This is a genomic window from Crenothrix sp., from assembly GCF_043729335.1.
GTDB lineage: Bacteria > Pseudomonadota > Gammaproteobacteria > Methylococcales > Methylomonadaceae > Crenothrix.
In genome coordinates, this window is record NZ_JAYTLQ010000019.1 from 41,774 (window position 1) to 67,383 (window position 25,610).

25 protein-coding genes are annotated in these 25,610 nt (G+C 43.9%); 20 read left to right on the forward strand and 5 right to left on the reverse strand.

The features are described from left to right. Positions 1 to 22: 22 nt before the first annotated feature. A complete protein-coding gene (locus ACHZC4_RS04925) occupies positions 23 to 328 on the reverse strand; it encodes a hypothetical protein (protein WP_394752710.1) in 306 nt (101 codons plus the stop codon). Between the two features lie 109 nt (positions 329 to 437). After that, complete coding sequence (locus ACHZC4_RS04930) at positions 438 to 1,316, reverse strand: hypothetical protein (protein ID WP_394752711.1); 879 nt, start codon at positions 1,314 to 1,316, stop codon at positions 438 to 440. 470 nt (positions 1,317 to 1,786) lie between these two features. Here ACHZC4_RS04930 and ACHZC4_RS04935 point away from each other — a divergent pair, with 470 nt between their 5' ends. From ACHZC4_RS04935 to ACHZC4_RS04960, 6 genes are all read left to right on the forward strand, one after another. Continuing rightward, positions 1,787 to 3,043 carry a DUF1615 family protein gene (locus ACHZC4_RS04935; RefSeq protein WP_394752712.1) on the forward strand — a complete coding sequence of 419 codons (1,257 nt, stop codon included), beginning with the start codon at positions 1,787 to 1,789 and terminating at the stop codon, positions 3,041 to 3,043. A 163-nt stretch (positions 3,044 to 3,206) separates the two neighbouring features. Then, positions 3,207 to 3,686, forward strand: a complete 480-nt coding sequence (locus tag ACHZC4_RS04940; RefSeq protein ID WP_394752713.1) for a peptidylprolyl isomerase — start codon at positions 3,207 to 3,209, stop codon at positions 3,684 to 3,686. Between the two features lie 464 nt (positions 3,687 to 4,150). Continuing rightward, positions 4,151 to 4,642 (forward strand): L,D-transpeptidase family protein, encoded by a 492-nt coding sequence (locus tag ACHZC4_RS04945; RefSeq protein WP_394752714.1) that lies wholly within the window; start codon positions 4,151 to 4,153, stop codon positions 4,640 to 4,642. Beyond that, positions 4,635 to 5,444, forward strand: coding sequence for a tRNA pseudouridine(38-40) synthase TruA (truA, locus tag ACHZC4_RS04950; RefSeq protein ID WP_394752715.1), 810 nt, complete (start codon positions 4,635 to 4,637; stop codon positions 5,442 to 5,444). The genes ACHZC4_RS04945 and truA overlap by 8 nt, the downstream gene beginning before the upstream one ends. Before the next feature lie 79 nt (positions 5,445 to 5,523). Next, positions 5,524 to 6,255, forward strand: coding sequence for a DUF2231 domain-containing protein (locus ACHZC4_RS04955; protein WP_394752716.1), 732 nt, complete (start codon positions 5,524 to 5,526; stop codon positions 6,253 to 6,255). A gap of 147 nt (positions 6,256 to 6,402) precedes the next feature. Continuing rightward, positions 6,403 to 6,918 (forward strand): adenine phosphoribosyltransferase, encoded by a 516-nt coding sequence (locus tag ACHZC4_RS04960; protein ID WP_394752717.1) that lies wholly within the window; start codon positions 6,403 to 6,405, stop codon positions 6,916 to 6,918. Positions 6,919 to 6,939: 21 nt separating this feature from the next. Here the strand turns inward: ACHZC4_RS04960 and ACHZC4_RS04965 are convergent, their stop codons facing one another. From ACHZC4_RS04965 to hpnH, 3 genes are all read right to left on the reverse strand, one after another. After that, the gene (locus ACHZC4_RS04965) at positions 6,940 to 7,890 is read right to left on the reverse strand and encodes a VacJ family lipoprotein (RefSeq protein ID WP_394752718.1); all 951 of its coding nucleotides are present in this window, start codon (positions 7,888 to 7,890) and stop codon (positions 6,940 to 6,942) included. 18 nt (positions 7,891 to 7,908) lie between these two features. Further along, positions 7,909 to 8,475, reverse strand: a complete 567-nt coding sequence (locus ACHZC4_RS04970) for an ABC transporter substrate-binding protein (protein ID WP_394752809.1) — start codon at positions 8,473 to 8,475, stop codon at positions 7,909 to 7,911. Positions 8,476 to 8,564: 89 nt separating this feature from the next. Further along, complete coding sequence (gene hpnH, locus ACHZC4_RS04975; protein WP_394752719.1) at positions 8,565 to 9,665, reverse strand: adenosyl-hopene transferase HpnH; 1,101 nt, start codon at positions 9,663 to 9,665, stop codon at positions 8,565 to 8,567. A gap of 440 nt (positions 9,666 to 10,105) precedes the next feature. Here hpnH and ACHZC4_RS04980 point away from each other — a divergent pair, with 440 nt between their 5' ends. From ACHZC4_RS04980 to nadD, 14 genes are all read left to right on the forward strand, one after another. After that, positions 10,106 to 11,206, forward strand: a complete 1,101-nt coding sequence (locus ACHZC4_RS04980; protein ID WP_394752720.1) for a phytoene/squalene synthase family protein — start codon at positions 10,106 to 10,108, stop codon at positions 11,204 to 11,206. A 9-nt stretch (positions 11,207 to 11,215) separates the two neighbouring features. Further along, positions 11,216 to 13,171 carry a squalene--hopene cyclase gene (gene shc, locus ACHZC4_RS04985; RefSeq protein WP_394752721.1) on the forward strand — a complete coding sequence of 652 codons (1,956 nt, stop codon included), beginning with the start codon at positions 11,216 to 11,218 and terminating at the stop codon, positions 13,169 to 13,171. Then, positions 13,168 to 13,896 (forward strand): phosphorylase, encoded by a 729-nt coding sequence (locus tag ACHZC4_RS04990; protein ID WP_394752722.1) that lies wholly within the window; start codon positions 13,168 to 13,170, stop codon positions 13,894 to 13,896. Before shc ends, ACHZC4_RS04990 begins: the two co-directional genes overlap by 4 nt. Before the next feature lie 62 nt (positions 13,897 to 13,958). Further along, the gene (locus ACHZC4_RS04995; RefSeq protein WP_394752723.1) at positions 13,959 to 15,350 is read left to right on the forward strand and encodes an aspartate aminotransferase family protein; all 1,392 of its coding nucleotides are present in this window, start codon (positions 13,959 to 13,961) and stop codon (positions 15,348 to 15,350) included. Further along, the gene (locus ACHZC4_RS05000; protein WP_394752724.1) at positions 15,343 to 15,702 is read left to right on the forward strand and encodes a copper resistance protein CopC; all 360 of its coding nucleotides are present in this window, start codon (positions 15,343 to 15,345) and stop codon (positions 15,700 to 15,702) included. Before ACHZC4_RS04995 ends, ACHZC4_RS05000 begins: the two co-directional genes overlap by 8 nt. 12 nt (positions 15,703 to 15,714) lie before the next feature. Beyond that, positions 15,715 to 17,352, forward strand: a complete 1,638-nt coding sequence (locus tag ACHZC4_RS05005) for a copper resistance D family protein (protein ID WP_394752725.1) — start codon at positions 15,715 to 15,717, stop codon at positions 17,350 to 17,352. 2 nt (positions 17,353 to 17,354) lie between these two features. Further along, a complete protein-coding gene (dxs, locus tag ACHZC4_RS05010; RefSeq protein ID WP_394752726.1) occupies positions 17,355 to 19,217 on the forward strand; it encodes a 1-deoxy-D-xylulose-5-phosphate synthase in 1,863 nt (620 codons plus the stop codon). Positions 19,218 to 19,234: 17 nt separating this feature from the next. Beyond that, positions 19,235 to 19,999, forward strand: a complete 765-nt coding sequence (gene gloB / locus ACHZC4_RS05015; protein WP_394752727.1) for a hydroxyacylglutathione hydrolase — start codon at positions 19,235 to 19,237, stop codon at positions 19,997 to 19,999. Between the two features lie 216 nt (positions 20,000 to 20,215). Next, positions 20,216 to 20,860 carry a response regulator gene (locus tag ACHZC4_RS05020; RefSeq protein WP_394752728.1) on the forward strand — a complete coding sequence of 215 codons (645 nt, stop codon included), beginning with the start codon at positions 20,216 to 20,218 and terminating at the stop codon, positions 20,858 to 20,860. A gap of 309 nt (positions 20,861 to 21,169) precedes the next feature. Further along, positions 21,170 to 22,390, forward strand: coding sequence for a flavodoxin-dependent (E)-4-hydroxy-3-methylbut-2-enyl-diphosphate synthase (gene ispG, locus ACHZC4_RS05025; RefSeq protein WP_394752729.1), 1,221 nt, complete (start codon positions 21,170 to 21,172; stop codon positions 22,388 to 22,390). Positions 22,391 to 22,509: 119 nt separating this feature from the next. Further along, positions 22,510 to 22,896, forward strand: a complete 387-nt coding sequence (locus ACHZC4_RS05030) for an MAPEG family protein (protein WP_394752730.1) — start codon at positions 22,510 to 22,512, stop codon at positions 22,894 to 22,896. 110 nt (positions 22,897 to 23,006) lie between these two features. Then, positions 23,007 to 23,321: a DUF1902 domain-containing protein gene (locus tag ACHZC4_RS05035; RefSeq protein ID WP_087143594.1), complete on the forward strand. Its 315-nt coding sequence runs from the start codon at positions 23,007 to 23,009 to the stop codon at positions 23,319 to 23,321. Between the two features lie 422 nt (positions 23,322 to 23,743). Continuing rightward, positions 23,744 to 24,982, forward strand: coding sequence for a glutamate-5-semialdehyde dehydrogenase (locus ACHZC4_RS05040; protein WP_394752810.1), 1,239 nt, complete (start codon positions 23,744 to 23,746; stop codon positions 24,980 to 24,982). Continuing rightward, positions 24,983 to 25,600, forward strand: a complete 618-nt coding sequence (gene nadD, locus ACHZC4_RS05045; RefSeq protein WP_394752731.1) for a nicotinate-nucleotide adenylyltransferase — start codon at positions 24,983 to 24,985, stop codon at positions 25,598 to 25,600. It begins immediately after the preceding gene. Positions 25,601 to 25,610 lie beyond the last annotated feature (10 nt).

Sequence of the window (25,610 nt, forward strand, 5' to 3'; positions counted from 1 at the left end):
TAATACCCAGCGCCATCCTCTACTAAGACTTGGCTTCTAGGCTAAAGCGTGGATTCATTATATTTTGGTATTTCTTTTTTTGTTCGGCTGTTAAAACCGCATCAATACGCGCACGCTTTTTTTTATCAATGTCTATTATTTTTTTCCTCAGCACTTGGGCTTTATCACGGGTTTGGATAAATACTTCATTAAGCTCTTGGGCTTGCCGTTCACTAAGATTTAACTGGGCTTTTAAGACCGCTACATTCGGATCTGTAGCGCCAGCCAACGATACTTTGTCAATGAATAGCCCCATAAATATCCAAAGACCTGATAATAATGTTTTCATGGCACACCTCGCATTTCCTGCTGGTTAAGTTATCTATTTTATATACACAGTTCAGATCGAAAAACCCCGCCCTAGTTCCATTAGGACGGGTAATAGGTTAACACCACTCTTAAGGGGTTACTTTTCTAATGGTTAAGGTACCGCTTTGTTCGAAAGAACTGGCATCGTTACTGCCGGTCATGTCAATTTTGATCTTACAAACACCGTTGCCTTTGGCTGAAAACAAACGATCTTTCCAAAACACGGTGGTTCCATTTGAGCCGTCAGAACGAGTGGCTTTTGAACGTTGCCACCATTTGTCCTGTGGAACAAATTCTTTGCTAACAGACTGCAAGCCCCAATCGTAGATAACGGGTACTTGTGGATCATAGCAACCAGAAGTACATGCGAGTTTGCCTTCATCAGGAATAACCCCAGTAGGCAGCACTTTATAGAAATCTTTTATAACGCTGCCGGTAAGGTGATCGATAGCATAGTTAACATTCCCCACCCAAAACTCAGCCGACATAGTCATCATTTGTCCTGTTTTGCTGTAGTAAGCAGTGCCGTCATAGTAAGGAAGTTTGATACCATTTAAAACATTAGGTGGGCCTCCGGTTATACGAAATTTTTTCCCGCCTAAATAAGACGGTGCAGTCATAGCTTGTTCGCTCACATTAAGGCGGAACTGTTGCACCCCATTGGAGCCGACTTTAACAAAACCAGTGCCATCCTCATCCGCAAAGGCATGGATATTCCATGTTTTGTTAGCTGCGGCTGAACATCCACCTTGATAGATAACAGCCTCAGCCTCTTGCATTGCCCCTTCGAGCGCTGCAAAGGCGGCCTTTTCGCTTTTAAATAAGTTCGGCGCCAGATAGGGTGCTTTTAAAGGCCCAGAACCGTAAGGCACTGGAGGGGGAGGGGGGTAAACGCCGCCATAAGCACTAACAGTAAATGCGGAACCCATTAAAATGACGCTGGTCATCACGGTGAATTTTGTTTTCATTGCCTTATCCTCACATTAGGATTACTGAAAATTGACATACTCAAGGTATGTCCTGTATAGACACACTTCAACTTCTACTAACGACTTGTCTTTTATCTATGGCTAACTTAATGCAATGTGTATAAACTTTTGTTTTGGTATGACACCCTATTGTCAGAATCACACATATCAAAAAGAATCTTTGTCTGTTAGTTAAAGTTGGAAAGGTAGAACTTTCTACCTGGTGATTAGCTTATATAAAAAAATCAATATTTTCTGCGCATAAATACCCATAAAAATGGGTAATATTTCACTTTACTTTTATATATTTAATCATATTAAACAATAGCTAGCGCCTACGGTATGGTGTAGTGACAAAAATCTATTTTCGAGGTTTACAGTCGACGCTAGCTGCATTTGGCTTATCGATGAAATAACGTCTTCTTAGTGCTATCATAGGCCTAAATATTGAGAAATAGGCGAGGAGAGCTGTGAAACTGGAATTGCTGGGCAGAATGTTGTTTAGCTGGATTAAAGTTATCTTGCCATGGTTATTCGTCGTATTGGTGATTGCTTTGCTAACATGGCGATACCCTAATTATCAACAGCGCACGCACAGCACTCAAAAAAGTGACCGCGAAACCGTGCTCATTCCTGGGGTTTCTGCTAAACAAACCGAGCATTTAATAGAACAAGCTGCGCCTGGCATCAATAACAGTTTTGAATGGAGCAAAGATTTAAGGGATACCTTAGCTGTGCATCATCTGGAGCTTAGCCGTGAAAACATTTGCGCCATGATTGCTGTCATTAGTCAGGAGTCTAGTTTTGCGGCAAACCCTTCTATATCGGTTTTGAGTGAGAAAGACTTGCGTGTGCTTGCAACAAAATGGATTAAATTACCGCTGTTTGAACGGCATAATGAGCGCTCATTTATAGCTTGGCTAAGGCACAAGCCCACTATAAGAAATAGTTACTGGAAAAGATTTCGTAATGCAAAAACAGAGCGGGAACTCGACTGGACGTATCGGAAAATGATTTCTGATACATTATCGTGGTCCAGCAAAGACAATAATGTGTTACAGAATAATGTCCTGTTACGTAATTTACTTGAAGATGCTAACGAAATCTCTACCATAGGCTCAATGCAGGTGGCGGTTAGTTTTGCCATGCAAATTGAAGAACAGCGGATAACGCGGCCTTTAAATCTGGAGGAGGTCTGGGCTATGCGGGATCGCATGTACACACGTAAAGGAGGCATGTATTACGGGGCGTTATTACTGCTAGGCTATGATGTAGGTTACGACAAAAAACTGTACCGCTTCGCTGATTTTAATGCGGGGCGTTTCGCTAGCCGCAATGCGGCTTTTCAGGCTACAGTTGCCGAACTGCTGGGCAAGCCGGTTACCGCCGATGGTGATTTGTTAATGTACGATCCACAGGGCAAGCCTGCCACCACTGTGAGTAATAGTGAACACGCCATCAACGAAATAATACAAAAATATGATTTAGGTTTAACCGCCATAGAAATTCATAACGATTTACTGCAAGAAAAGCAGATTAACTTTAGTCATACCCAAACTTATCAAATCATTAGGCAACACTACCAAAAGCTAATGCACAAACAGGCACTGACTGCGATAGTGCCTAATATTGTTTTGCGCAGCGAAAAAAATACTGAAATGATGAGCACCGAAAAATTTACTAACACGGTTAATAGCCGTTATCAGCAGTGCATGGGTGAGCGGTAAATTACAAGACTTTTCTCTAAACTGTGTTGTACACTAAATTAATAGCCATGATATATGATGTATCTGCACCTCAAAGGTGAGGTGGCTGTGTATTTTTTTCAGACAAAACTTGCATAAATCTATATCATACTCAGCTTTCAATCTACGGACGAAGGTCTTTACTATGCAAGTCGCAAACAATATGGCGGTTTCCATTCACTACACACTCACTAACGATGCTGGCGAGGTTCTTGATAGCTCTATAGGCCAGGATACATTGGTTTATCTGCATGGCACAGGAAATATTATTTCTGGACTGGAAAGCGCCATTACCGGCAAAGTTGTTGGCGATAAATTTAATGTCCGCATAGCGCCTGAAAATGCGTACGGCGAAATTCATGATGACAGAGTGCAGGTTATTTCCCGCGATATGTTTGAAGGCATTGATGACATTCAAGTCGGTATGCAGTTTCATGCTGATGTCAGCCAGGGCCCTGGTGTAGTCACTGTGGTGAGTGTTAATGATAATGACATCACTATTGATGGCAATCACCCGTTAGCGGGAATGGCGCTGACATTTGATGTGGAAGTCGTTAACGTTAGGCCTGCTACAGCCGAAGAAATGGCACATGGCCATATTCATGGCGATGGTTGTCATCATTAAAAATGATGGATTTTTGATAACCGGTTTTAATAAAACTAAGCTACTCTAAAGTTGAGTCGTTGACAGTGAATGTGCCGGGCTATCTAGCATCTCATCGGAATTAAGGTAAAGACGCAAGATTGTGCGTCTTTACTGGTTACATTTTGTTGGCTATTGTGCTTTAGTTTTTATAAAAAGAATAAGCGCGATTACCTCCATGGCAATAACAGGAACAACAAAAAATTGCCTGGCGGGTGTTCCCGATTTTTGGTTTCTTTATGCATTGGGCTACCGACTTAAAACGGGACATCCGTTCGAGCTTGTCGAAGGGTTTGTGGTTCATGGTTCGACAAGCTCACCACGAACGGCTTTTTTTAAACTGTCCCGTCTTAAGTGAGTAGCCATGCATTGCAAGATGAGTCGATCTTGCGTTAAATTGCGTCAAATTTATTTATTCAAGGATTTTCCAATAGTACAGCGCTCTTATGGTAGAACCCCATTCATTTCTTGATATTTCCATCAGCCATCAACAATTAAGCATTATTGAAAATAGCCACGTAATAAAAGCTTATCCGGTATCGACAGCTAAAAAAGGCGTAGGCGAGCAAAAAGGCAGTGAATGTACGCCGCAAGGCTGGCACAGTATTCGTGCAAAAATAGGAACACATCAACCGTTGCAGTCGGTTTTTAAAGGCAGGCGACCCACGGGAGAAATCTACACTACAGATTTAGCTGGAGATTATCCGCTGCGTGATTGGATATTAACCCGTATTTTATGGTTAGGGGGGCTTGAGCCAGGTAAAAACAGATATGGTGATGTTGATACCTGTTGGCGCTATATTTATATTCATGGCAGCCCCGATCATTTAGTGACGGGTGTTCCGGATTCACACGGTTGTGTACGTATGAAAAACGCTGATGTGCTGGATTTGTTTAATCGCGTTGAGGTTGGTATTAAGGTTTATATTCATGAATAAAACGCGCATAGTGCTGGGTGTGGAATATGATGGCAGCCGTTTTTTCGGGTGGCAGTGGCAAACCAAACAGCGTAGTGTACAGGCGGTATTGGAACAGGCGTTGTCGAAAGTTGCCAATCATGCCGTTACTGTGCAGTGTGCGGGCCGTACCGATACGGGGGTTCATGCGCTTGAACAAGTGGTGCATTTTGATACCAGCGTGCAACGTCATACGGATGCCTGGTTGTTAGGCGGTAATAGACATTTACCTGATGAGATCCGTATCATTTGGGTAAAACCGGCGCTGGCAGATTTTCATGCCCGTTACAGTGCAATTGCCCGTTTTTATCGCTATATTATCGCCAATCGACCGGTAAAATCAGCTTTGTTAGCGAAGCAGACGACCTGGTGCTATTATCCATTGGACGCAGATAAAATGCACGAAGCGGCGCAATGCCTGATAGGCAACCATGATTTTTCATCGTTTCGAGCGAAGGGCTGTCAATCTAAAAGTCCCTGTCGTGAGATGTATTTTATTCATGTGTACAGAGAAAATGACCAAGTTATTATGGATATTTCCGCGAATGCTTTTTTGCACCATATGGTCAGAAATATCGCAGGTGCGTTAATGGAGGTGGGTATGGGTAAGCAGCCGATAGACTGGGTGGCTTCTTTGCTGGCGATTAAAAATCGCATGTTAGCCGGTGTGACAGCGCCGCCGGATGGGCTGTATTTGGGTGGGGTGTATTATCCTGAACTTTATGGTATTGCCAAGCATCCCATATTCGCTAGATTACCGCCTGATGCGCGTCGATTCGGTTGATTGCTGTAGTAAGAATGTGTAGGGTTGTGACTATTCAAATAGCAAGTATATTGCTTTTTTATCTTATAAAATATCCAAAATGACAAATTTTTTATCGTTCCAAATTCATGGCAACGCCGATCATGCTGGCGGTAGTCCTGCTGAAAGTGTAGAAAGCCTGTTAGTTTTTATCACCGGTCTTGTCGATAAACAGCCGCTGGAAATTTTTGCTGTTTTGCTACCAGGACTGAGTAGCCTCCAGAATATTCATCCCATGCTGGTGCATTTTCCCATTGCGTTTTTATTGGGTTTTTTTGTGCTGGATGTGGTGGGGGCTTTCGCATTTAAACCCCACTGGCGTGCGGTGGCAAGCTGGTTTTTATATCTCGGCACACTTTCTGCCGTGGCTACGGTTTGCGCTGGAATTTTGGCGGCCCGAAGTGTAGAGCATGGTAATGCGGTCCATGAGATTATGGAGCGACATGAGCATTTCGGTTTTACCATACTGGGGTTGTCATGTTTATTATCCTTTTGGCGCCTGAGAGTTAAAAGCCTGGTTTGTGATGTCGCTAATAGTATTTTTATGATGCTATCTACTGCGCTGTGTGTTTTTCTGTTTTTAGGTGCTGATTTAGGCGGCTTGATGGTATACAAGTATGGTGTGGCTGTTGCGGGTGTGCATCAGGATAGCCATGATCACAATCATGGCGATGCCAGTCCATCTGTTGATACTCTGCCTTTGCAAGAATCTTTGCCTGTGACTGAGCAAGGGCATAGTGAGGCTCATGCCCATACACATAGCCATGAACAGATGGATCATCACGAGCATTAAAATATTTGAAAAATATCCTTCACCATTGCACAGCCTTATTTAAGGCGACTTTCGACGAGTAGAAACGCAAAGTATTGCGCCTCTACCTTTGATAGAATATTTTTCATAAATCGACTAAGTATCGCCCTCAACACCTGACATAAAATAATGGACAGACTAAGAAAAAAAATTCGTGATATTTCTGACTTCCCCAAACCCGGTATTGTGTTTAAGGATATTACACCGCTTATTAAAGATCCTGCGACTTTACGACTTACAGTGCATCAATTATTGCAGCCTTTTTTGTGTAGAAATATCACTGCTGTCGCTGGTATGGAAGCGCGTGGCTTTATTTTTGGTTCATTAGTGGCGTGGGAGTTGGGCTTGCCATTTGTGCCGCTCAGAAAGCCAGGAAAATTGCCTTATGAAGTGGAAAGTGTGTCTTATGATTTGGAATATGGGTCGGCAACTTTAGAAGCACATATTGATGCGTTTAATGCCGATGATCGTATTTTGCTGATTGATGATTTACTGGCAACAGGTGGAACCGCAAGGGCTAGTTGCGAATTGGTTGAAAAGCTGGGCGCTACTGTGGAGGCCTGTGCTTTTGTTGTGGAACTGGATTTCCTGAAAGGTAGGAATCTACTGAGTAATTACGAAGTTCACTCGCTGGTGCATTTTTAAAATAATCGAGACGATAAAATTTTATTTTACTGTGGTTGAACGAATATTGGTAACCGGAGGCGTGGTTGTGTTTGCGGGTGATTCAGTGCCAAAAGAAGGTGTAATGTAAGAAGGACTAGTTTGATCGACTTTCTTCGTCGTATTGGCCGTAGGGGTGGGTAATATTGTTTTTGCATCGGCAGCGCCACTTTTGGATTTTATATCCGTAGTTTCATCATCTAGCAAATCTTCGCCATAACCTGTAGGATCGGTATCTTGATCTTTGCCATCAGTGGCTAAATGTTTGCGCCACTGTAAAAATGATTCGCGAGTAAACACATAAGGATCAAGTGCGGCTTCATCAATAAACTTCAGTGAACCTTCAGCATTAGCGCGAGTATTGAGCAAAGACACTAATTGCACGGGTGCGCCCACATAGCTGGCCGGATTTGCCGCCGTATCAAATATAGCCCCGGGAATACCACGGGTAGTCACTGGCCCAAGCAACGGAAAAACTAAGTACGTCCCTTGCGGTACACCCCAAACGGCTAAGGTTTGTTCAAAATCCTCTTCATGCTGCTCTAGCCCAACTTTTTTGGCGACATCAAACAAACCGCCAATACCGACCGTTGAATTCATTAAAAAGCGGCCGGTATCTTGTGCGCTTTGGTCAAACTTAGCCTGCAACAGGTCGTTAAGCACAACATTAATATTTTTTAGGTTATTAAAAAAATTAAATACTCCGGTTTGGAGCACTTGAGGCGTAATTTTTTTGTAGGTACTTGCAATGGGTTCAGCCACGTAGTCATCAACTTTATCGTTGAAGCTGTATATTTTCCGGTTTATATTTTCATAAGGATCAATTTGGCTGGCGGCACTTTGTCCAGGATGCGTGGTTGCGCAGCCTACTAAAGTAACGCTAGCAACCGCCAGTATCAGTAATGAAAATTTTTGAATGGTACGGTTACAATGTGCATTGTAGTGCGTGTTCATGGCGGCAAACCTAAGGCATTAAAGTTTTGAATAGTTATCAATCTTTTCGTTGATTTTTGCTATTAAAGCATCAAAACCTTCACGTTGCAAAATGGTTGTGTATTCTGAACGTTTTAAAGCTAAATCACTGACCCCGTTAGCGATGATATTGATGATACGCCAGCTATCACCTTTTTCTTTGAGCATGTAATCGAATTTAACATCTTTTTCATCAGGGATAGATAAATGCGAATGTACGATTACGCCGCCTCTAGCTGTTTGTTCCTCAGAATCAATCGTAAATGATTCGCCAGCATAATCTTTAAAATTATGTGCGTATGAGGCAACGCTCAGCCTGCTAAACACATCCGCCAATTTTTGCTGTTGATCGCCGGATAGTTTTTCCCATTCTTTACCGACCACGATACGTGCAATTTTGGTCAAATCATGGCTGTTGGTCACCGGGCCGTTGAGTTTGTCATAACGCCCAGAGTAACCCAGTTTTTTGCCATTTTTCATGACATCTATTAGTTCGACCTGAAATTTGTCTACAACTTGCCTCGCTGTTTCAGCCGCGAGCGCATTCCCTATCGCAGTTAAGCTCATTAAACAGACAGCAAGAAAACGCATGCTTTTTGTAACCATAATAAAAAACCTCGAATGTAAACGATCTGATTATTTTTAAAAACTACCCATTACTCTACTCGGATGGGAATGCCCGCCAATGTTGGTAGCGTTTTTTCTGTGGCATAACGGGGAGTGGGTTCTTCAACCATATCGCCTTCAGTTTTTGGGCCTCTAATGGCGGTTAAAAGTCCTTTTAATGGATTTTTTAGCATGTCTTCAACAGCGGTGGCTTCATAGCCACAGTGTGCCATGCAGCTCGCACATTTAGGATTGTTGACTGTGCCATACTTTTCCCAGGCAGTTGTATCTATTAGTTCTTGAAAGCTGGAGGCATAGCCTTCATCGCTTAATAAATAGCAGGGTTTTTGCCAGCCGAATACATTACGGGTAGGGTTGCCCCAAGGCGTGCAATCGTAGCTTTGGTTGCCGGCTAGAAAATCAAGGTACAAGGATGAGTGGTTGAGTTTCCAGTTGCGATTTTTGCCCAGTTTAAAAATGCCTCGGAACAATTGCTTAATATCATTGCCCTTGATGAAAACATCTTGCTGTGGCGCATGTTCATAGCTAAATCCGGGGGCAATGGTAACGCCTTCAATGCCTAATGCCATGGCATAATCTAGAAATTCAGCGACTTCTTTTGGTGTTTCGCCCTGAAATAAAGTGCAGTTTACAGTGACTCTAAAACCTTTGCTTAAGGCTAATTTAATGGCTTCTACAGCGCGGTCAAATACACCGTCCTGGCAAACGGATGCATCATGCCTATCTTGCATGCCATCCAAATGAATGGAGAATGTCAGATAAGGGGACGGGGTATAATCGTCGATACGCTTTTTTAATAACAGCGCATTGGTACACAAATAAACATATTTTTTACGGGCGATAATACCCGCGACAATTTGCGGCATCTCTTTATGGATGAGGGGTTCGCCGCCGGGAATGGATACCATAGGTGCGCCGCATTCATCAACTGCCTGCATACATTCTTCAAAAGACAGGCGTTTATCAAGGATATCATCGGGATAATCTATTTTACCGCAACCCGCACAGGCTAAATTACAACGAAACAAAGGTTCTAACATCAGAACCAGGGGATATTTTTTGACCCCTTTTAGTTTTTGCTTTATCAGATAACTGGCTACGGTTAGCTGTTGACGTAAAGGAACACCCATGAGTACACACTCCTAAAAATTTATTCAAAAAATTGAGCTGCAGCGATGGATAGCCAGATCGGCTTCCAAATTACCTAACTACAAGTCCTGTTTGTTTCTAAAAAACAACAGACCGAACTAGGTGCTCTGTTGTGTCGTTGTAATATTCTAACAATGTTGTTTAGGATACTATCTTTTAGTTGACGACTCCAGCTTTTACGCCGAAATATCTAAAAATAATCCTGTGCGAGGCGATTGTGTGTTAATACGTAAAATAACAGCAGACGCGCATTAATCGGTGATTTTTGGGGTTTTTTTCGGCTATAGATAAGGTTGAAAAATAACTTAAATAAACACTCTGGCAACAAAACAACATTGTTTTGCAAAATACCAACAAACAGTCTATCATTGCTATACGCAGACCTTGAAGCCAATGTTGTAGACTATTGTTCAAATCGAGTATGAGAAATACGCAATTATTCCTGAAAGATCCGAAATTATTAAACCAGCTCTCTGACTTCGAATTTCAGTCAGTGCTGCTTGAAGGCGTGTCCAGAACATTTGCGTTAACCATTCCGCAGTTGCCACAAGGCCTGTTTGCACCTATCGCTAATGCTTATTTGTTATGTCGGATCGTTGATACCATAGAAGACGAAGTCTCTTTGTCTCCAGAACAAAAGAAATACTTTTGTTCTGAATTTACCCATATAGTGGCATCGGGCGTTAATTCCGAGCCGTTTGCGGTAGAGCTTGCGCCGTTATTGTCAGATCAGACTATTCCTGCTGAGCATGCCCTGATTCATGTTTTGCCACGCGTTATTGAAATTACCCATAGTTTTGAGCCTGATCAAATTGCAGCTTTGGCGGGTTGTGTAGAAACCATGGCTGAGGGGATGCCCCTATTCCAAGCGCAAAATTTACAGGCAGGCTTGGCAACACTGGCCGATATGGACCAATATTGCTATTACGTTGCCGGATGCGTAGGTGAAATGTTGACGAAGTTATTTTGTCATTACTCGCCAGAAATTGCCCAGCACAGGGAACAATTGCTATCACTGTCGGTATCTTTTGGCCAGGGTTTGCAGATGACCAATATACTAAAAGACATCTGGGATGATGCGCAACGTGGTGTATGTTGGCTGCCCCAAGATATTTTTTTGGAAGCAGGTTTTAATCTCAAAGAGTTGACTGCTGAAAATAGCAATGAGCAGTTTAGATTAGGCCTTGCGCGTGTTATTAGCATCGCTGATCAACATTTACATGATGCACTCAGGTACACACAGTTTATTCCTGCTCATGAAGTGGGTATACGTAACTTTTGTCTTTGGGCATTGGGTATGGCCTTGTTGACGCTGAAAAAAATTAAAAATAATTTGAGTTTTACCGCTTCCAATCAGGTCAAAATAAATCGTAAAAGTGTTAAATCTACGATTTTAACCACCAAATTAATAGGACGTAGCAACCTGTTGCTATCTTTGCTATTCGATTTTACCAGTCGGGATTTAAAAACGTCCGATTGGCATTATGTACAATCTCCCTCAAAAGCCACGCCGCTCTTTTAAGGACGACCCATGATTAATGACGCCAGTAACGAAACGGTTTCTGATACGGTTAATAGTTCCGCTACGCCGATTCGCTCTAATAAATACAGTCTTGATATTGCCATACAGCATGCGCAAAATAAGCTACTAAGCTTGCAGGATAAAGATGGTTTTTGGGTATTTGAACTGGAAGCGGATTGCAGTATTCCATCAGAATATATCCTGATGATGCACTATTTGGGCGACATCAATGAGTCTTTGCAAGCTAAAATAGCAGTGTATTTACGGTCTCGCCAAGCCAAAGACGGCAGTTATCCATTATTTACCGGTGGCGCTGGTGACATTAGTTGCAGTGTCAAGGTTTACTACGCTTTAAAAATGGCGGGCGATGCTATTGATGCCCCGAATATGCTCCGCTTAAAAGAGTACATCCTTAATCAGGGCGGCGCAGCTAAAGCCAATGTGTTTACCCGTATTACCCTGGCTATTTTTGAGCAATTGCCGTGGCGCGGTGTTCCCTATATTCCTGTGGAAATCATGTTGTTCCCCAAATGGTTTCCATTCCATCTGGATAAGGTTTCCTATTGGTCAAGAACCGTTATGGTGCCGTTATTTATATTGTGCACTTTAAAGGCTACTGCGAAAAATCCAAATAAGGTTAATATACTTGAGCTGTTTGTTACCCATCCTGATGAAGAGCAGCATTACTTTCCAGAAAGAACACTGCTAAACAAAGTTTTTTTGGGTTTGGATAAGCTAGGTCGACTCTTTAACCCCTTAATACCCCAGAGAATGCGCCAGCAGGCGTTAACAAAAGCCCAAGACTGGATTACTGAGCGCCTTAATGGCGAGGATGGTTTAGGTTGTATTTTTCCTGCCATGGTAGGGTCTTACGAAGCGCTGATGTTATTGGGTGTGCCGGAAGATCATCTTAATGTGGTGACCGCGCGTAAAGCCATCGATCGCTTACTGGTGATTAATGAACACGATGCGTATTGTCAACCGTGTTTTTCACCGGTATGGGATACTGGTCTTGTTGCTCTGGCTTTGCAAGAAGCCGATGAAAAAGGCAACAGTAACGCCTTAACTCACGCTTATGACTGGCTGAAAAGCAAGCAGCTATCCGATGAACCCGGCGACTGGCGTATTGCAAGGCCCGATTTGGCTGGCGGCGGCTGGGCGTTTCAATACGCAAACCCGCATTACCCTGATGTAGATGATACCGCTCTTGTGGCCGTTGCTATGGCGTGTTCAAACTTGCCTAATCTGGAAGAGTCTGTTCATAGAGCGACTAACTGGATTGTAGGTATGCAGTCTAAAAATGGCGGCTATGGTGCATTTGATGTCGATAATACCTATTATTATCTCAACGAAATTCCGTTTGCAGATCATGGTGCATTACTCGATCCTCCTACGGCTGATGTGAGCGCACGTTGTGCTATGGTTATGGGGCGATTGGTATCTAAACACCCGCAATACCGTCCTGCTTTAGAGCGTACCATCGCCTATTTGCGTAGCGATCAGGAAACCGATGGCTCATGGTTTGGTCGCTGGGGAACTAATTACATTTATGGCACATGGTCAGTGTTGATTGCGTTGGAACAAACCGATGTGCCTAAAACTGATCTGATGTATAGCAAAGCAGTCACTTGGTTAAAAAGTGTGCAGCGCGACGATGGTGGCTGGGGCGAAGATAACGACAGCTATCACGATGTCGGTTTGAGTGGGCAGTACAGTTTCAGTACTGCTTTTCAAACGGCTTGGGCGGTTTTAGGTTTGATGGCAGCCGGTGAAGCGCATAGCCCAGAAGTCAAAGCGGGCATTGACTTCATTTTGCGAAATCAACAGGGCGATGGGGTATGGAACGATAAATGTTTTACAGCGCCAGGTTTCCCCCGGGTCTTTTATCTAAAGTATCATGGTTACGACAAGTTTTTCCCACTGTGGGCGTTGGCACGCTACCGCAACGAGCTTAATAAAAAGTGATTACAGGTATTGTTGTCGCGTTACCCGAAGAACTTGGCACCTTGACAGAAAAACAAATTGAAAAAGGCCACTGTGTTTTTATCGCTAAGCAATTATTGGTGGTTTATGCGGGCACCGGTTGCCATAATGCGCAGGCCGCAGCCGAATCATTGCTTGCCAAAGGGGCAACCCAGCTGATCAGCTGGGGTTGTGCTGCAGGGCTGAGCCATATTTTACGCCCTGGCGATTTAGTTTTGGCCGATACCGTCATGGATACGAATGATGTTAAAATAGCCATCGATCCAGATTGGCATGGCCACAGTAAGCAGGTACTGTCAAAATCGCACGTCGTTCATGCAGGTTGTCTGCTGACTACAGCGCATATTGTTGCCCCTAGCAAGGATAAAAAACAGCTGCATTTAAAAACGGGTGCTATTGCTCTGGACATGGAAAGTGCTGCTATTGCCAAGGTTGCCCAGCAGCATTCAGTGCCTTTTCTGGCTATTCGTGTCATTGCCGATTCCGTCAACACCAGTTTACCTCGTGCTATCAATAATGCACTGAATGATCAGGGTGACATCGTTTTAAATAAGTTATTACTGTCCATTGCCAAAAATCCTATGGAAATAGCGCGATTAATCACGCTAGGATTGAATTTTCGTGCTGCTAAAATAACGCTAAAACAGGTTGCGGGGCAGTTAAATGACATTATCGCAGTTAAGCCTGGTAGCTCGATAGGCGCATAATAAGGATTTTCGTTGAATTGTTAACCCTAATTTTATAAATAAGGGTATATCTTGAGGAACACATGACTTTCAGTATCGCCGAACTTTTTGCTCAACATGCAACGGATAAATTTGATCTGTACGAACAGCATCTTAACCAGCAAATGGTCAAGGTGTTGAAAACGATAGGTTATGACCGCCATTATAAAAGAGCGCTAGGCCAATACTTGTATGATCAAGATGGCAATGAATATCTGGATTTACTCAGTGGCTTTGGCGTGTTTGCTATCGGCAGGAATCATCCTGTTGTGATCAGCGCGTTGCAAGAAACCTTACTGTTGGAATTGCCTAATCTGGTACAACTGGATGTATCAGTGCTTAGCGGTTTGCTGGCGCAAGAAATCCTTAAGACCACGCCTGAAAATATCACCAAAATGTTTTTTTGCAACTCCGGTACCGAAGCCGTTGAAGCGGCTATCAAGTTTGCCCGTTACACCACCAAACGGCAAAAAATTGTCTTTTGTGAGCATGGCTATCATGGGTTAACTCTGGGGTCGTTATCCTTAATGGGCGAAGAAATTTTCCGTGAAGGGTTTGGGCCGTTATTACCTGGATGCAGTAGCGTACCGTTTAATGATTTGGTGGCTTTAGAAAAAGCCTTGGCCAATAAAGATGTCGCTGCTTTCATCGTAGAACCGGTGCAAGGTAAGGGCGTTAATATTCCCGATGATAATTATCTGCCCGAAGTCGAGCGACTGTGTAAACAATACGGCACGCTGTTTGTCGCCGATGAAGTACAAACCGGTTTAGGCCGTACCGGCAAGTTTTGGGCGATCGATCATTGGAATGTGCAGCCTGATATGATTTGCATGGCGAAAGCGTTGTCTGGTGGCTTTATACCGGTGGGCGGCGTGGCGATGACACAAAAAATCATGGATACTGTTTATAACCGCATGGACAGAGCGGTAGTGCATGGCTCAACCTTTGCCAAAAACAATATGGCGATGGCGGCAGGCTTGGCAACCTTACATGTAATGGCAGAAGAAAAGTTAGTTGAAAACAGTGCCAAGATCGGCTCGGATATTATTACTAGTCTAAATGCGCTGTCAGGAAAATATGAATTCTTAAAAGAAGCGCGTGGCCTGGGCATGATGATTGCCATTGAATTTCAATCACCTAAAAGTCTTACCCTAAAAGCCGCGTGGGCAATGTTGGAAGCGGCCAATAAAGGCTTATTCTGTCAAATGGTGACTATTCCGTTGTTTAAAGATCAACGCATTCTTACTCAAGTTGCAGGCCACGGTATGAATGTGGTCAAGCTGCTGCCACCGTTGACTTTAACCGAAAAGGATCGCGATCACATCGTCAGCGCGTTCGATAAAACCATTGCTGACACCCACCAAATTCCTGGCTCTATATGGGATTTGGGTAAAAATTTAGCGAGTCATGCGCTTAAGAGTAAGAAAAGTGCCTAAGCACTGCCTTTGGTTATTAATTGGGATGCTCGGAATTTCTTATGGAAATTTGGCTTCGGCGCACGCGGTAATCACTGATTATTCTTTAAAGCTCATGCCGATCCATGCCAATCAGGCGGATAAGGTAGGGCTGCGCTTTAATTCGCAGGTAGAGTTGGGGCTGTCTCAAGTCTTTCTAATCAGTAAAGGCGATACACACACCGCTTTACAGATAATGCAGGGCGATAAACAAGGTGAGATTGTTGTGCTATTACCGGCATTAGAGCTAGGTGATTATGCGCTTAAATTTAAGGTTTTTGCTGCCGATGGGCATTTGACCGAAGATCTTATTCATTTTTCTGTAATACTGTAGGTCATCGGAACCATGGCAGGTATTGCAGATTTTTTAGATTCTTTAATTGGCGGCTTTGATCTGATTTGCTTTTCATTGGCAATTGGCGGCTTGTTATGGGTGCTGTTTGTGTTGCGTCCCTGGTTAGATGTGCATCAGCACAACGGTATTCTGTTAAAAAATACTATTGCTTTGTTGTACAAAAGCGCGTTTTTGTTGGCGGTGGTACAGGTTTTTAAGATTATTCTGAAAATATGGCTGATGACGGCAGTATTAGAGCGCTGGCCTTTTCCTGAATTTGCGCAAACCACGCAATTTATTGGCGGCATTATACGCAGTGCCTTAACGTTACTTTTAAGTGGTTACTATTATTTCTATTTAAGTCCTAATTCCACTTCAAAAAAACATTGGTATGGGGCGGCGCTAGTGGCATTGCCCATGATTATTTCAGGCGCTTGGCTGGTGCATGCCGCCGGGCGTTTTGATAATAAATTATTTCTTATGAGCTTAACAGTGCTGCATCAAATTGCTGCTGCTGGGTGGATAGGCGGCGTGTTTCAGCTGATTAATGTCTGGCGCTTGCGGCGTAGCAAACAGGTGAGTGCAGAATTGTGGCCTTTATTGCTCAAACGCTTCTCGCGTTATGGCATGGTATCTGTGGGCATGATTTTAGTTTCAGGGTTGCCTATGGCTTTTCAGTATATTGATAGCTGGAACGGCTTGATTGGTACAGGTTATGGTAATTTGTTGACGGTAAAATTCATCTTATTAAGCTTGGCATTAGGGTTTGCGTGGTTAAATAGATCAGCGGTGCGGCAATACGGATACGCTGGCAATGACTATAATTTAACCCAGCGCGTACCGTTTTACATTGAGGCGGAAACGTTTATTCTGATTACTTTATTGTTTACCGCTGCAAGTTTGGCATCTCAGCCGCCAGCCATAGATATTCCGACACTGACCGCTAGCTGGCAAGAAGTTTTGGAGATGTTTAGCCCTAAAATACCCCGTATCAGTTCGCCAACCCATAATGCACTTATTGCAGGGGAAGCAGGTCGAGTGGCGATTATTGATCAGGTGCCTTCAGTAGCGGCTACTGAATGGTCTAATTATAATCACAATATTGCAGGTATTTTCCTTGCCGTGATGAGTTTGTTTGCCATGCTGTCTTATATTAATCGTCCCTGGCGCAGGCTTACCAAATATTGGCCATTGGGCTTTGTTGGATTGGGCGTATTCTTGTTTTTCCGCAGTGATGCAGAAACGTGGCCATTAGGGCCGATAGGTTTTTGGGACAGCACCTTTAATAACGGCGAAGTGCTACAACACCGGATTGCGACTTTTTTGGTATTTGTGTTAGGGGTTATTGAGCTTAGCGCCCGTGCCTCCAATAACCGTAGCGTTAAACGTCCGTTATTTTTCCCCGTGCTTGCTGCTTTTGGCGGTTTAATGCTTTTAACCCATTCACATGTGGGGTTTCAAGCTAAAAGCGCCTTCCTTATCCAAGTGGGCCATACGACCATGGGAATTTTTGCTCTGATTCTGGCCTGTGGTCGTTGGCTGGAATTAAAACTGGACAGCCCCGGCAAAGAAATAGCCGGTTTTATTTCCGTTGCTGCCCTGTTTCAAATTGGGCTCACTCTCATATTCTATCGAGAACCTCTTTATTAATTATGAAACCATCACACGCTTACCCCTTGCTTGACAATATCACTCTGCCGGCGGATGTTCGTAAACTCGCCAAAGATCAGCTCAAGCCTTTGGCTAAAGAATTGCGTGAGTTTTTAACGCAATCGGTGAGTGTTTCCGGCGGTCATTTTTCAGCAGGGCTCGGTACAGTTGAATTAACCGTTGCCTTGCATTACGTATTTGATACGCCTACTGATCAATTAGTCTGGGATGTGGGACATCAGGCATATCCGCATAAAATTCTGACCGGACGCAAAGATAAGCTCACTACCATACGTACGCGTAACGGCGTGTGTGCGTTTCCAAGTCGTTCCGAAAGCGAGTACGATGCTTTTGGGGTAGGGCATTCCAGCACCTCAATTAGTGCAGCCTTAGGTATGGCGATTGCCTCTGAATTAAAAGGTGAGAGCAAGCACATGGTCGCTATTATCGGCGATGGCAGCATTACCGGCGGCATGGCTTTTGAAGCCATGAATCATGCAGGCTCCATTGATGCCAATGTGCTGGTGATTTTGAACGATAATGATATGTCCATTTCGCCCAACGTAGGCGCGATGAACAATTATCTGGCCAAAATCCTGTCCAGTAAGTTTTATTCTTCCATACGCGAAGAAAGTAAAAAGGCATTGAGTAAAATGCCTACGGTTTGGGAATTGGCGCGCCGTACAGAAGAGCACATGAAAGGCATGATTATTCCTGGCACTTTTTTTGAAGAGCTGGGCTTTAATTATATCGGCCCTATTGATGGCCATGATGTCGATATCTTGGTATCCACACTGGAAAACCTGAAACAGATTTCCGGGCCGCGTTTTTTGCATATTGTCACCAAAAAAGGCAAAGGTTACCCACCGGCTGAGAAAGATCCTTTAGCCTATCATGGCGTACCCTCATTTGATCCCGATGGTGACTGTTTGCCCAAATCAGCGCCATCGCCACATCCCACTTATACCGAAGTTTTTGGCAATTGGTTGTGTGATATGGCAGCACAAGATGAACGCTTATTAGGTATTACGCCTGCCATGCGTGAAGGATCGGGTTTGGTAAAGTTTTCCGAACAATACCCAAACCGTTATTTTGATGTGGCCATTGCCGAACAACATGCGGTCACCTTAGCCGCAGGTCAGGCCTGTCAGGGTGCAAAACCGGTGGTGGCTATCTACTCAACCTTTTTGCAACGCGCTTATGATCAGATGATTCATGATGTCGCCATACAAAATTTGGATGTATTGTTTGCTCTGGATCGTGCGGGTTTAGTGGGTCCTGATGGGCCAACTCATGCCGGTAGTTTTGATTATAGCTATATGGCCTGCATACCCAATATGCTAGTAATGGCGCCGGCTGATGAAAATGAATGTCGGCAAATGTTATATACCGGTTTTATCCATGAGGGGCCGGCATCAGTGCGTTATCCACGCGGTAAAGGCCCGGGTGTTGCTGTCCAACAAGCCATGACCGCGCTGCCCATCGGCAAAGCGGAAATACGTCAACAGGGCACGCGTATCGCTATCCTGGCGTGGGGCAGTATGGTAACGCCTGCATTGGTGGCCGGTAAACGTTTGAATGCGACTGTGGTTAATATGCGTTTTGTTAAACCTATTGATCAGGCATTAATTCTGGAACTGGCTAAAAGCCATGAGGTCTTTGTTACCATTGAAGAAAACGTCATTTCCGGCGGCGCAGGCAGTGCGGTGAATGTATTTTTGCAAGCACAAAAAATTCTTATGCCGGTGTTAAATATTGGTCTGCCGGATTGTTTTATTGAGCAAGGTACGCGCGAAGAATTACTCAGTGAATGTAAGCTTGACAGTGAATCTATTTTTAACACTATTCAGGCATTCTGTGCTTAAGACTTGCCAGTAAAGCGATGCTAGAAATAGTACAGCTGCCTATACTTGAAGATAATTATATTTACCTGATTCACGATCCGGAATCAGGTGAAACGGCTGCGGTTGATCCAGGGCTTGCACAGCCGGTTTTAGATATATTGAGCCAAAAAAAATGGCAGTTAACCTACATTTTTAATACCCACCATCACTGGGATCATGTTGATGGCAACCTGGAATTAAAGCAGAAAACCGGCTGTAAAATTATTGCAGGGCAGGGTGATTACCATCGTATTCCCGGTATAGATAGCGGGGTTAATGACGGCGATACACTGCGGTTAGGCAATCATCAGGTGGGTATTATTGCTACGCCAGGTCATACACTTAATCATATCGTCTATTATTTTGCCGAACAACAAAAGCTGTTTTGCGGCGATACTTTATTTGTTATGGGTTGTGGGCGCTTGTTTGAGGGAACTGCCGAGCAAATGTGGCAATCATTACAAAAACTGAAAGCCTTGCCACCCGCAACGCAATTTTATTGTACTCATGAGTACACGCAAACTAACGGCCAATTTGCGCTAACGGTGGAGCCGGATAATGTGCAGTTGCAACAAAGAATGCGTACGGTTAAGCAATTACGTGCCAACCATCAGCCTACTGTGCCATCGACTATAGCGCAAGAACTGGCAACTAATCCGTTTTTTCGGGAAGACAGTGCCAGTTTGCAGCAAACGATTGGCATGATGAATAAGTTACCGGTGCAGATTTTTGCAGAAATTAGACGCTTAAAAGACAGTTTTTAAATGGATAACGTTAAATACGTTGCTTATTGCGATGTGATCTGTAAAGAATATCCGCTAAATCCGTGGGTTAGAGCTGCAAACAACCACTATATAGGTATAACTACCTATGTATGAGAATAGCAACGTTGGTGTATATTTGTCTTTTAAGTAGTCACGATATTTTCAAAGTGATCTATATTCACTATACGCTTCATAACTACACAAACATCAAAAATTATGATTAATGTTTTGCTTGTTGACGATCACGAACTTGTCCGCACGGGTATTGAGTCATTATTGAATGCGATCGAAAATATTACCGTAGTTGGCATTGCTAAATCGGGGGAAGATGCCATTATTGCGGTTAAAACGTTGATACCAGATATTATTTTAATGGATATCAATATGCCCGGCATAGGCGGCGTGGAGGCGTGCCGGCGAATTTTGCAGCACGATCCTGAAGTCAAAATCATTGCCCTGTCAGTGCATAATGATGGCCCGATTCCGCACCAATTGCTCAAATTGGGGGTGATGGGGTTTATCTCAAAAAATTCGCCGGTAGAGGAAATGATTATTGCCATGAATAAAATCATGGCCGGAAAGCGTTATCTTTGCTCGGATGTGGCTAATAATCTGGCTTTTCAGGGCTTGCCCGGTACCAATGAATCGCCGTTTGCCAAGTTATCGCAACGCGAGGCGGAAGTGGTGACTTTAATTCTACAGGGCAAAACCATTCAAGAGATGGCCGAAATGTTGGCCTTAAGCCCGAAAACCGTCAATACTTACCGCTATCGATTGTACACTAAGCTTAATGTTAAAAATGATGTTGAATTAACCCGTTTGGCGGTTAAATTTAGTCATATTGATACGGGTTTAATTTGAGTTTGTTGGCTACCAACTTAACGCGGGACACCCAACAAGACGTAGCGTGGACAGGCTGTTTTGCCCACCAGCTATATCACGGTAATATCCCGCATACCCAAAGGGCATAAAGGGGCTTGCCCACCCGACAACTTACACCCCTCGACAAACTCTGGTGGCATGGTTAATACTTATTGAATGTGCCGTCTTAGATGGGTAGTCAATCTACATATGTTTAAATCTGTCAAAGCCGTCTTCAATTTAATTACAAACAACGTGCTGCTGCGTATATAATTAACATATCCCCAACGTGCCCAAAAAATAAAAAGTATGTCAATGAGTCTTAGAAAAATCACCCATCCCGTTATGATCGGTAATGTAAAAGTTGGCGGTGGTGCGCCTATTGTGGTGCAGTCAATGACTAACACCGATACCGTTAATATCACTGCAACGGTTAATCAAATTATTGAATTATCCACGGCGGGTTCTGAAATCGTCCGTATTACGGTTAATTCCGAAGAGGCTGCTAAAGCCGTGGCCGAGATTCGTAATCAACTGGATAAAAAAGGCTACGATGTGCCTATCGTGGGTGACTTCCATTTTAACGGCCATAAGTTGCTGGAAAAATATCCCGATTGCGCAGCAGCATTAGATAAATACCGCATTAATCCGGGTAATGTCGGTCGTGGTAAAAGCCGCGATCCACAATTTCAGCAAATGGTTGAATTCGCTTGCAGGTATGATAAGCCGGTGCGTATTGGCGTTAATGGCGGCAGTTTGGATCAGGCAGTATTTACCCGTTTACTCGATGAAAACCGTGCTTTAGCTAATCCGGAACCTTTACCGGCAGTAACGCGCAAAGCCATTGTTTTGTCGGCACTGGAAAGCGCGGCCAAAGCGGAAGAAATCGGTCTGTCTAAAAATAAAATCATACTGTCTTGTAAAATCAGCAATGTGCAGGAGTTGATTAGTATTTATCAGGATTTATCTGCTCGCTGCGATTATGCGCTGCATTTGGGTTTGACTGAAGCAGGCATGGGATCCAAAGGTATTGTGTCTTCATCGGCCGCGTTATCGGTATTGATGCAGCAAGGTATCGGCGACACCATCCGTATTTCTTTAACCCCAGAGCCTGGCGCATCACGTACCCAGGAAGTGATTGTAGGACAGGAAATATTGCAGACCATGGGTTTTCGTTCGTTTACCCCGATGGTGATTTCATGTCCTGGCTGTGGTCGTACCACCAGCGATTATTTCCAAAAGCTGGCGATGGATATTCAAAGCTATCTGCGCGACCAAATGCCAATCTGGCGCACGCAATATCCGGGTGTAGAAACCATGGAAGTGGCGGTAATGGGTTGTGTGGTCAATGGTCCTGGTGAGAGTAAAAGTGCTAATATTGGTATCAGTTTGCCGGGTACTGGTGAAACGCCGGTTGCACCTGTGTATGAAGATGGCGAGAAAACCGTGACTTTGAAAGGCGATAGGATTGCCGAAGAGTTCCAAGGCATTGTGCAGCGTTATATTGAGTCTCATTACAGCGTTTCGTAGAAGTTTGAATCGTTGTCGATTAGCGCAGAATTTGAAGCATACGTTATAACGGAGCTTACACAAGGCAGCGTGCTGGTCGATTTGTATTCGATTCTGAAATGAAAATAGCGGGGGGAAATATGATAAGTTCTATTTATGCGGCACTGGCGGCGTTATGGATAGTGTGGCTATCACTTGGGGTTATCAAGGTGCGCCGCGCAAAGCAGGTGCGGCTTGGCGATGGCAATGAACCCGAACTTCAGGCCGCAATTCGCGCCCAGGGTAATGCTACTGAATATATTCCCATCTCGCTCATTCTGTTGGTTTTGCTAGAACTTAGCAAATCGCCGATTGCACTCGTGCATGTGGGCGGTTGTCTCATAATTGCTGGTCGTATTTTACATGCAAAAGCATTGAGGACGGATAATCTGCGTTACCGTGTGTTGGGCATGCAGCTCACTTTTTTTGCGATAATAGGCTTGGCAATTGCTAATTTGGTCTACGGTGGCTTAACTGTATTCTTATAACCAAATTTAATCAGTGAGCTATTCTAACTTGCAGCCTTGAAATACACTGCCCTTCGTCCTGAGCTTATTGAAGGATGATTGCCCATCAGTAATTGATAGAGTGGATACCCATGACCCCAGAACAACTCATTGTAAAATGCTATGCTGAACAGGAAGGCGATTGCTGGGTTGCCGTTTGCCTTAATTTTAATTTGGCTGCGCAAGGTGATTCTTTTGAAGAAGCTAAAATCAAGCTGGAAGCCATGATTGCTGATTATGTTTATGATGCCTTGGTCGGAGAAGATAAGTTTTATGCAGCCCAATTGTTATCAAGACACGCACCGTTTTCTACCTGGCTTAAATATCACTTTATTAAGTTAAAAATTGCGCTATTACACAGTGCAGAACGTGTTTTTGATGAAATGTTGCCGCTGATTCCTGCGTGAGCGGAGAATATCCACCGCTTACCTGTAAAGATGTTAAAGCTATTCTCGCCTACCTTGGTTTTGTTGCCAGATCCACAAAAGGTACGTCACATGAACAATGGATAAAAGTCGAGAATGACAGGTTGTATAAAGTGACGGTCCGATTGCCCTAAAGCGCCGTTTTTCATAAACGCTTATCAAAAGCATGGCAGAACAAGCGGGATTGAAAAAGAAGGATTTTTACCGGATATTCAAACAAACTTTGAATTAATTGCCTCTGTAATTGAATAAATACATTGTCCACGCAGAAGAATACTCAATCTTGCAATACAGTCAACTGGAACGGCTATTTGATTTGCAAGTGGTTATGATATTGATTTTTCGCTATAATCGTCTATTGAAATTAGCGCCTATGTGTGAGTTAAGTGGATATCAAAGAATATATGCAAGACCTGGGTCAACGAGCCAGAGCAGCCAGTCGAATTATCAGCAAAGCCGAGTCCGGCAAAAAGAATCTGGCCTTGTTAAAAATAGCCGAGGCTATCGAGAACAATCAGGCCACGTTAATCAGTGAAAATCAGCGAGATTTAGAGCTTAGCCGCCAAAATAATTTGGATAACGCTTCATTAGATCGCCTGACACTATCGCCAAAAACCATTCAAGCCATGATAGATGGCTTAAAGCAAGTTGCCAGCTTACCTGATCCCGTCGGCGAAATTACCGATTTGCGGTATCAACCCAGTGGCATTCAAGTGGGGCAAATGCGCGTACCGTTGGGTGTAATTGGCATTATTTACGAATCGCGCCCGAATGTGACCATTGATGCGGCCGCGTTGTGTCTTAAATCCGGCAATGCCTGTATTTTACGTGGCGGTTCGGAAGCGATTTATTCCAATCAGGCTATTGCTGCATGTATTACCCAAGGGTTGATTGCCGCCGATTTGCCGGAAGATACCGTGCAATGTGTTGCTACCGCTGACCGTGCGGCAGTGGGTGAGTTGATCACCATGAACCAGTATGTTGATATTATCGTGCCGCGTGGTGGTAAAAGTTTAATTGAGCGGATTTCTAAAGAGGCTACTATTCCAGTCATTAAACATCTGGATGGTATTTGTCATGTGTATATTGATGACAGCGCTGATATTGATAAAGCGGTGGCTATTGCCGATAATGCCAAAACCCATCGTTATGGCGTGTGCAATGCCATGGAAACGTTATTGGTAGCGGAAACTATTGCGCCTAAAGTGTTACCTTTATTGGCTAAGATTTATCTTGATAAGGGTGTGGAGCTGCGCGGTTGTACTAAAACCTGTACACTTATTTCACAATGCAGCCGAGCTTTTGAGGACGATTGGCGTACCGAATATTTGGCGCCGGTTTTATCTATCCGCATTGTTAAAGATATCGACGAAGCGATGGAGCATATCCATCAATACAGCTCTGCACACACCGAGGCTATTGTGACGGAAAATTACACTTTGGCACGTCGGTTTTTACGCGAAGTCGATTCCAGCTCAGTGATGGTCAATGCCTCAACGCGTTTTGCGGATGGTTTTGAGTACGGTTTAGGTGCGGAAATTGGTATCAGTACCGATAAATTGCACGCCCGTGGCCCAGTAGGGTTAAACGGTTTAACGTCATTAAAGTATGTCGTGTTGGGTGACGGTCATATTCGTCAGTAAATGATTGGTATTTTTGGCGGTACCTTTGACCCTATTCATTATGGCCATTTGCGGGCGGCACTGGAAGTTAAAGAGATTTTTAATTTAACCCAAGTAAGATTAATTCCCAGCGCCCAGCCGCCGCACCGTGTGCAACCCATTGCATCAGCGGCGATGCGCTTACACCTGCTGAAGCTGGGGATTAGCGATCAACCTAGCTTTGTAGCCGATGATCGTGAGTTAAAGCGGGCAGGGCGCTCCTATATGATTGATACCTTGCACTCGTTACGACAAGATTTTCCCACTCAAAGCTTGCTGTTATTCATGGGCAGCGATGCTTTCAACACCTTGGCCACCTGGTATTGCTGGCAAGATTTATTCACTTACGCCCATATTGTAGTGTTAACGCGTCCGGGCTTTGTAAGCCAGACACTGGACGATTTTTTTATGGCGCGATTAACTACTGAATCACAAGAACTGAAAGAGCAGCAAGCAGGCAGGCTGTTTTTTCAGTCAGTTACCCAACTGGATATTTCGGCGAGTGCAATTCGACAATTGATTGCAGCAGGCAAAGATCCGGGATTTTTGTTGCCCGATAAGGTTCTAACCACTATAAAACAAAACAAACTTTACCAATAAATTAATTTTA

Bases quoted from the DNA above. Each gene is read 5' to 3' on its own strand.
- ACHZC4_RS05030 (WP_394752730.1), top strand. From the start codon at position 22,510: ATGATAAGTTCTATTTATGCGGCACTGGCGGCGTTATGGATAGTGTGG.
- shc (WP_394752721.1), top strand. From the start codon at position 11,216: ATGATTAATGACGCCAGTAACGAAACGGTTTCTGATACGGTTAATAGT.
- ACHZC4_RS05020 (WP_394752728.1), top strand. From the start codon at position 20,216: ATGATTAATGTTTTGCTTGTTGACGATCACGAACTTGTCCGCACGGGT.
- ACHZC4_RS04945 (WP_394752714.1), top strand. From the start codon at position 4,151: ATGGTAGAACCCCATTCATTTCTTGATATTTCCATCAGCCATCAACAA.
- ACHZC4_RS05005 (WP_394752725.1), top strand. From the start codon at position 15,715: ATGGCAGGTATTGCAGATTTTTTAGATTCTTTAATTGGCGGCTTTGAT.
- ACHZC4_RS05035 (WP_087143594.1), top strand. From the start codon at position 23,007: ATGACCCCAGAACAACTCATTGTAAAATGCTATGCTGAACAGGAAGGC.
- ACHZC4_RS04995 (WP_394752723.1), top strand. From the start codon at position 13,959: ATGACTTTCAGTATCGCCGAACTTTTTGCTCAACATGCAACGGATAAA.
- ACHZC4_RS04960 (WP_394752717.1), top strand. From the start codon at position 6,403: ATGGACAGACTAAGAAAAAAAATTCGTGATATTTCTGACTTCCCCAAA.
- dxs (WP_394752726.1), top strand. From the start codon at position 17,355: ATGAAACCATCACACGCTTACCCCTTGCTTGACAATATCACTCTGCCG.
- ACHZC4_RS04940 (WP_394752713.1), top strand. From the start codon at position 3,207: ATGCAAGTCGCAAACAATATGGCGGTTTCCATTCACTACACACTCACT.
- ACHZC4_RS04925 (WP_394752710.1), bottom strand. From the start codon at position 328: ATGAAAACATTATTATCAGGTCTTTGGATATTTATGGGGCTATTCATT.
- ACHZC4_RS04970 (WP_394752809.1), bottom strand. From the start codon at position 8,475: ATGAGCTTAACTGCGATAGGGAATGCGCTCGCGGCTGAAACAGCGAGG.
- ACHZC4_RS04930 (WP_394752711.1), bottom strand. From the start codon at position 1,316: ATGAAAACAAAATTCACCGTGATGACCAGCGTCATTTTAATGGGTTCC.
- hpnH (WP_394752719.1), bottom strand. From the start codon at position 9,665: ATGGGTGTTCCTTTACGTCAACAGCTAACCGTAGCCAGTTATCTGATA.
- ACHZC4_RS05040 (WP_394752810.1), top strand. From the start codon at position 23,744: ATGCAAGACCTGGGTCAACGAGCCAGAGCAGCCAGTCGAATTATCAGC.
- nadD (WP_394752731.1), top strand. From the start codon at position 24,983: ATGATTGGTATTTTTGGCGGTACCTTTGACCCTATTCATTATGGCCAT.
- ACHZC4_RS04965 (WP_394752718.1), bottom strand. From the start codon at position 7,890: ATGAACACGCACTACAATGCACATTGTAACCGTACCATTCAAAAATTT.
- ACHZC4_RS04955 (WP_394752716.1), top strand. From the start codon at position 5,524: ATGACAAATTTTTTATCGTTCCAAATTCATGGCAACGCCGATCATGCT.
- gloB (WP_394752727.1), top strand. From the start codon at position 19,235: ATGCTAGAAATAGTACAGCTGCCTATACTTGAAGATAATTATATTTAC.
- truA (WP_394752715.1), top strand. From the start codon at position 4,635: ATGAATAAAACGCGCATAGTGCTGGGTGTGGAATATGATGGCAGCCGT.
- ispG (WP_394752729.1), top strand. From the start codon at position 21,170: ATGTCAATGAGTCTTAGAAAAATCACCCATCCCGTTATGATCGGTAAT.
- ACHZC4_RS04980 (WP_394752720.1), top strand. From the start codon at position 10,106: ATGAGAAATACGCAATTATTCCTGAAAGATCCGAAATTATTAAACCAG.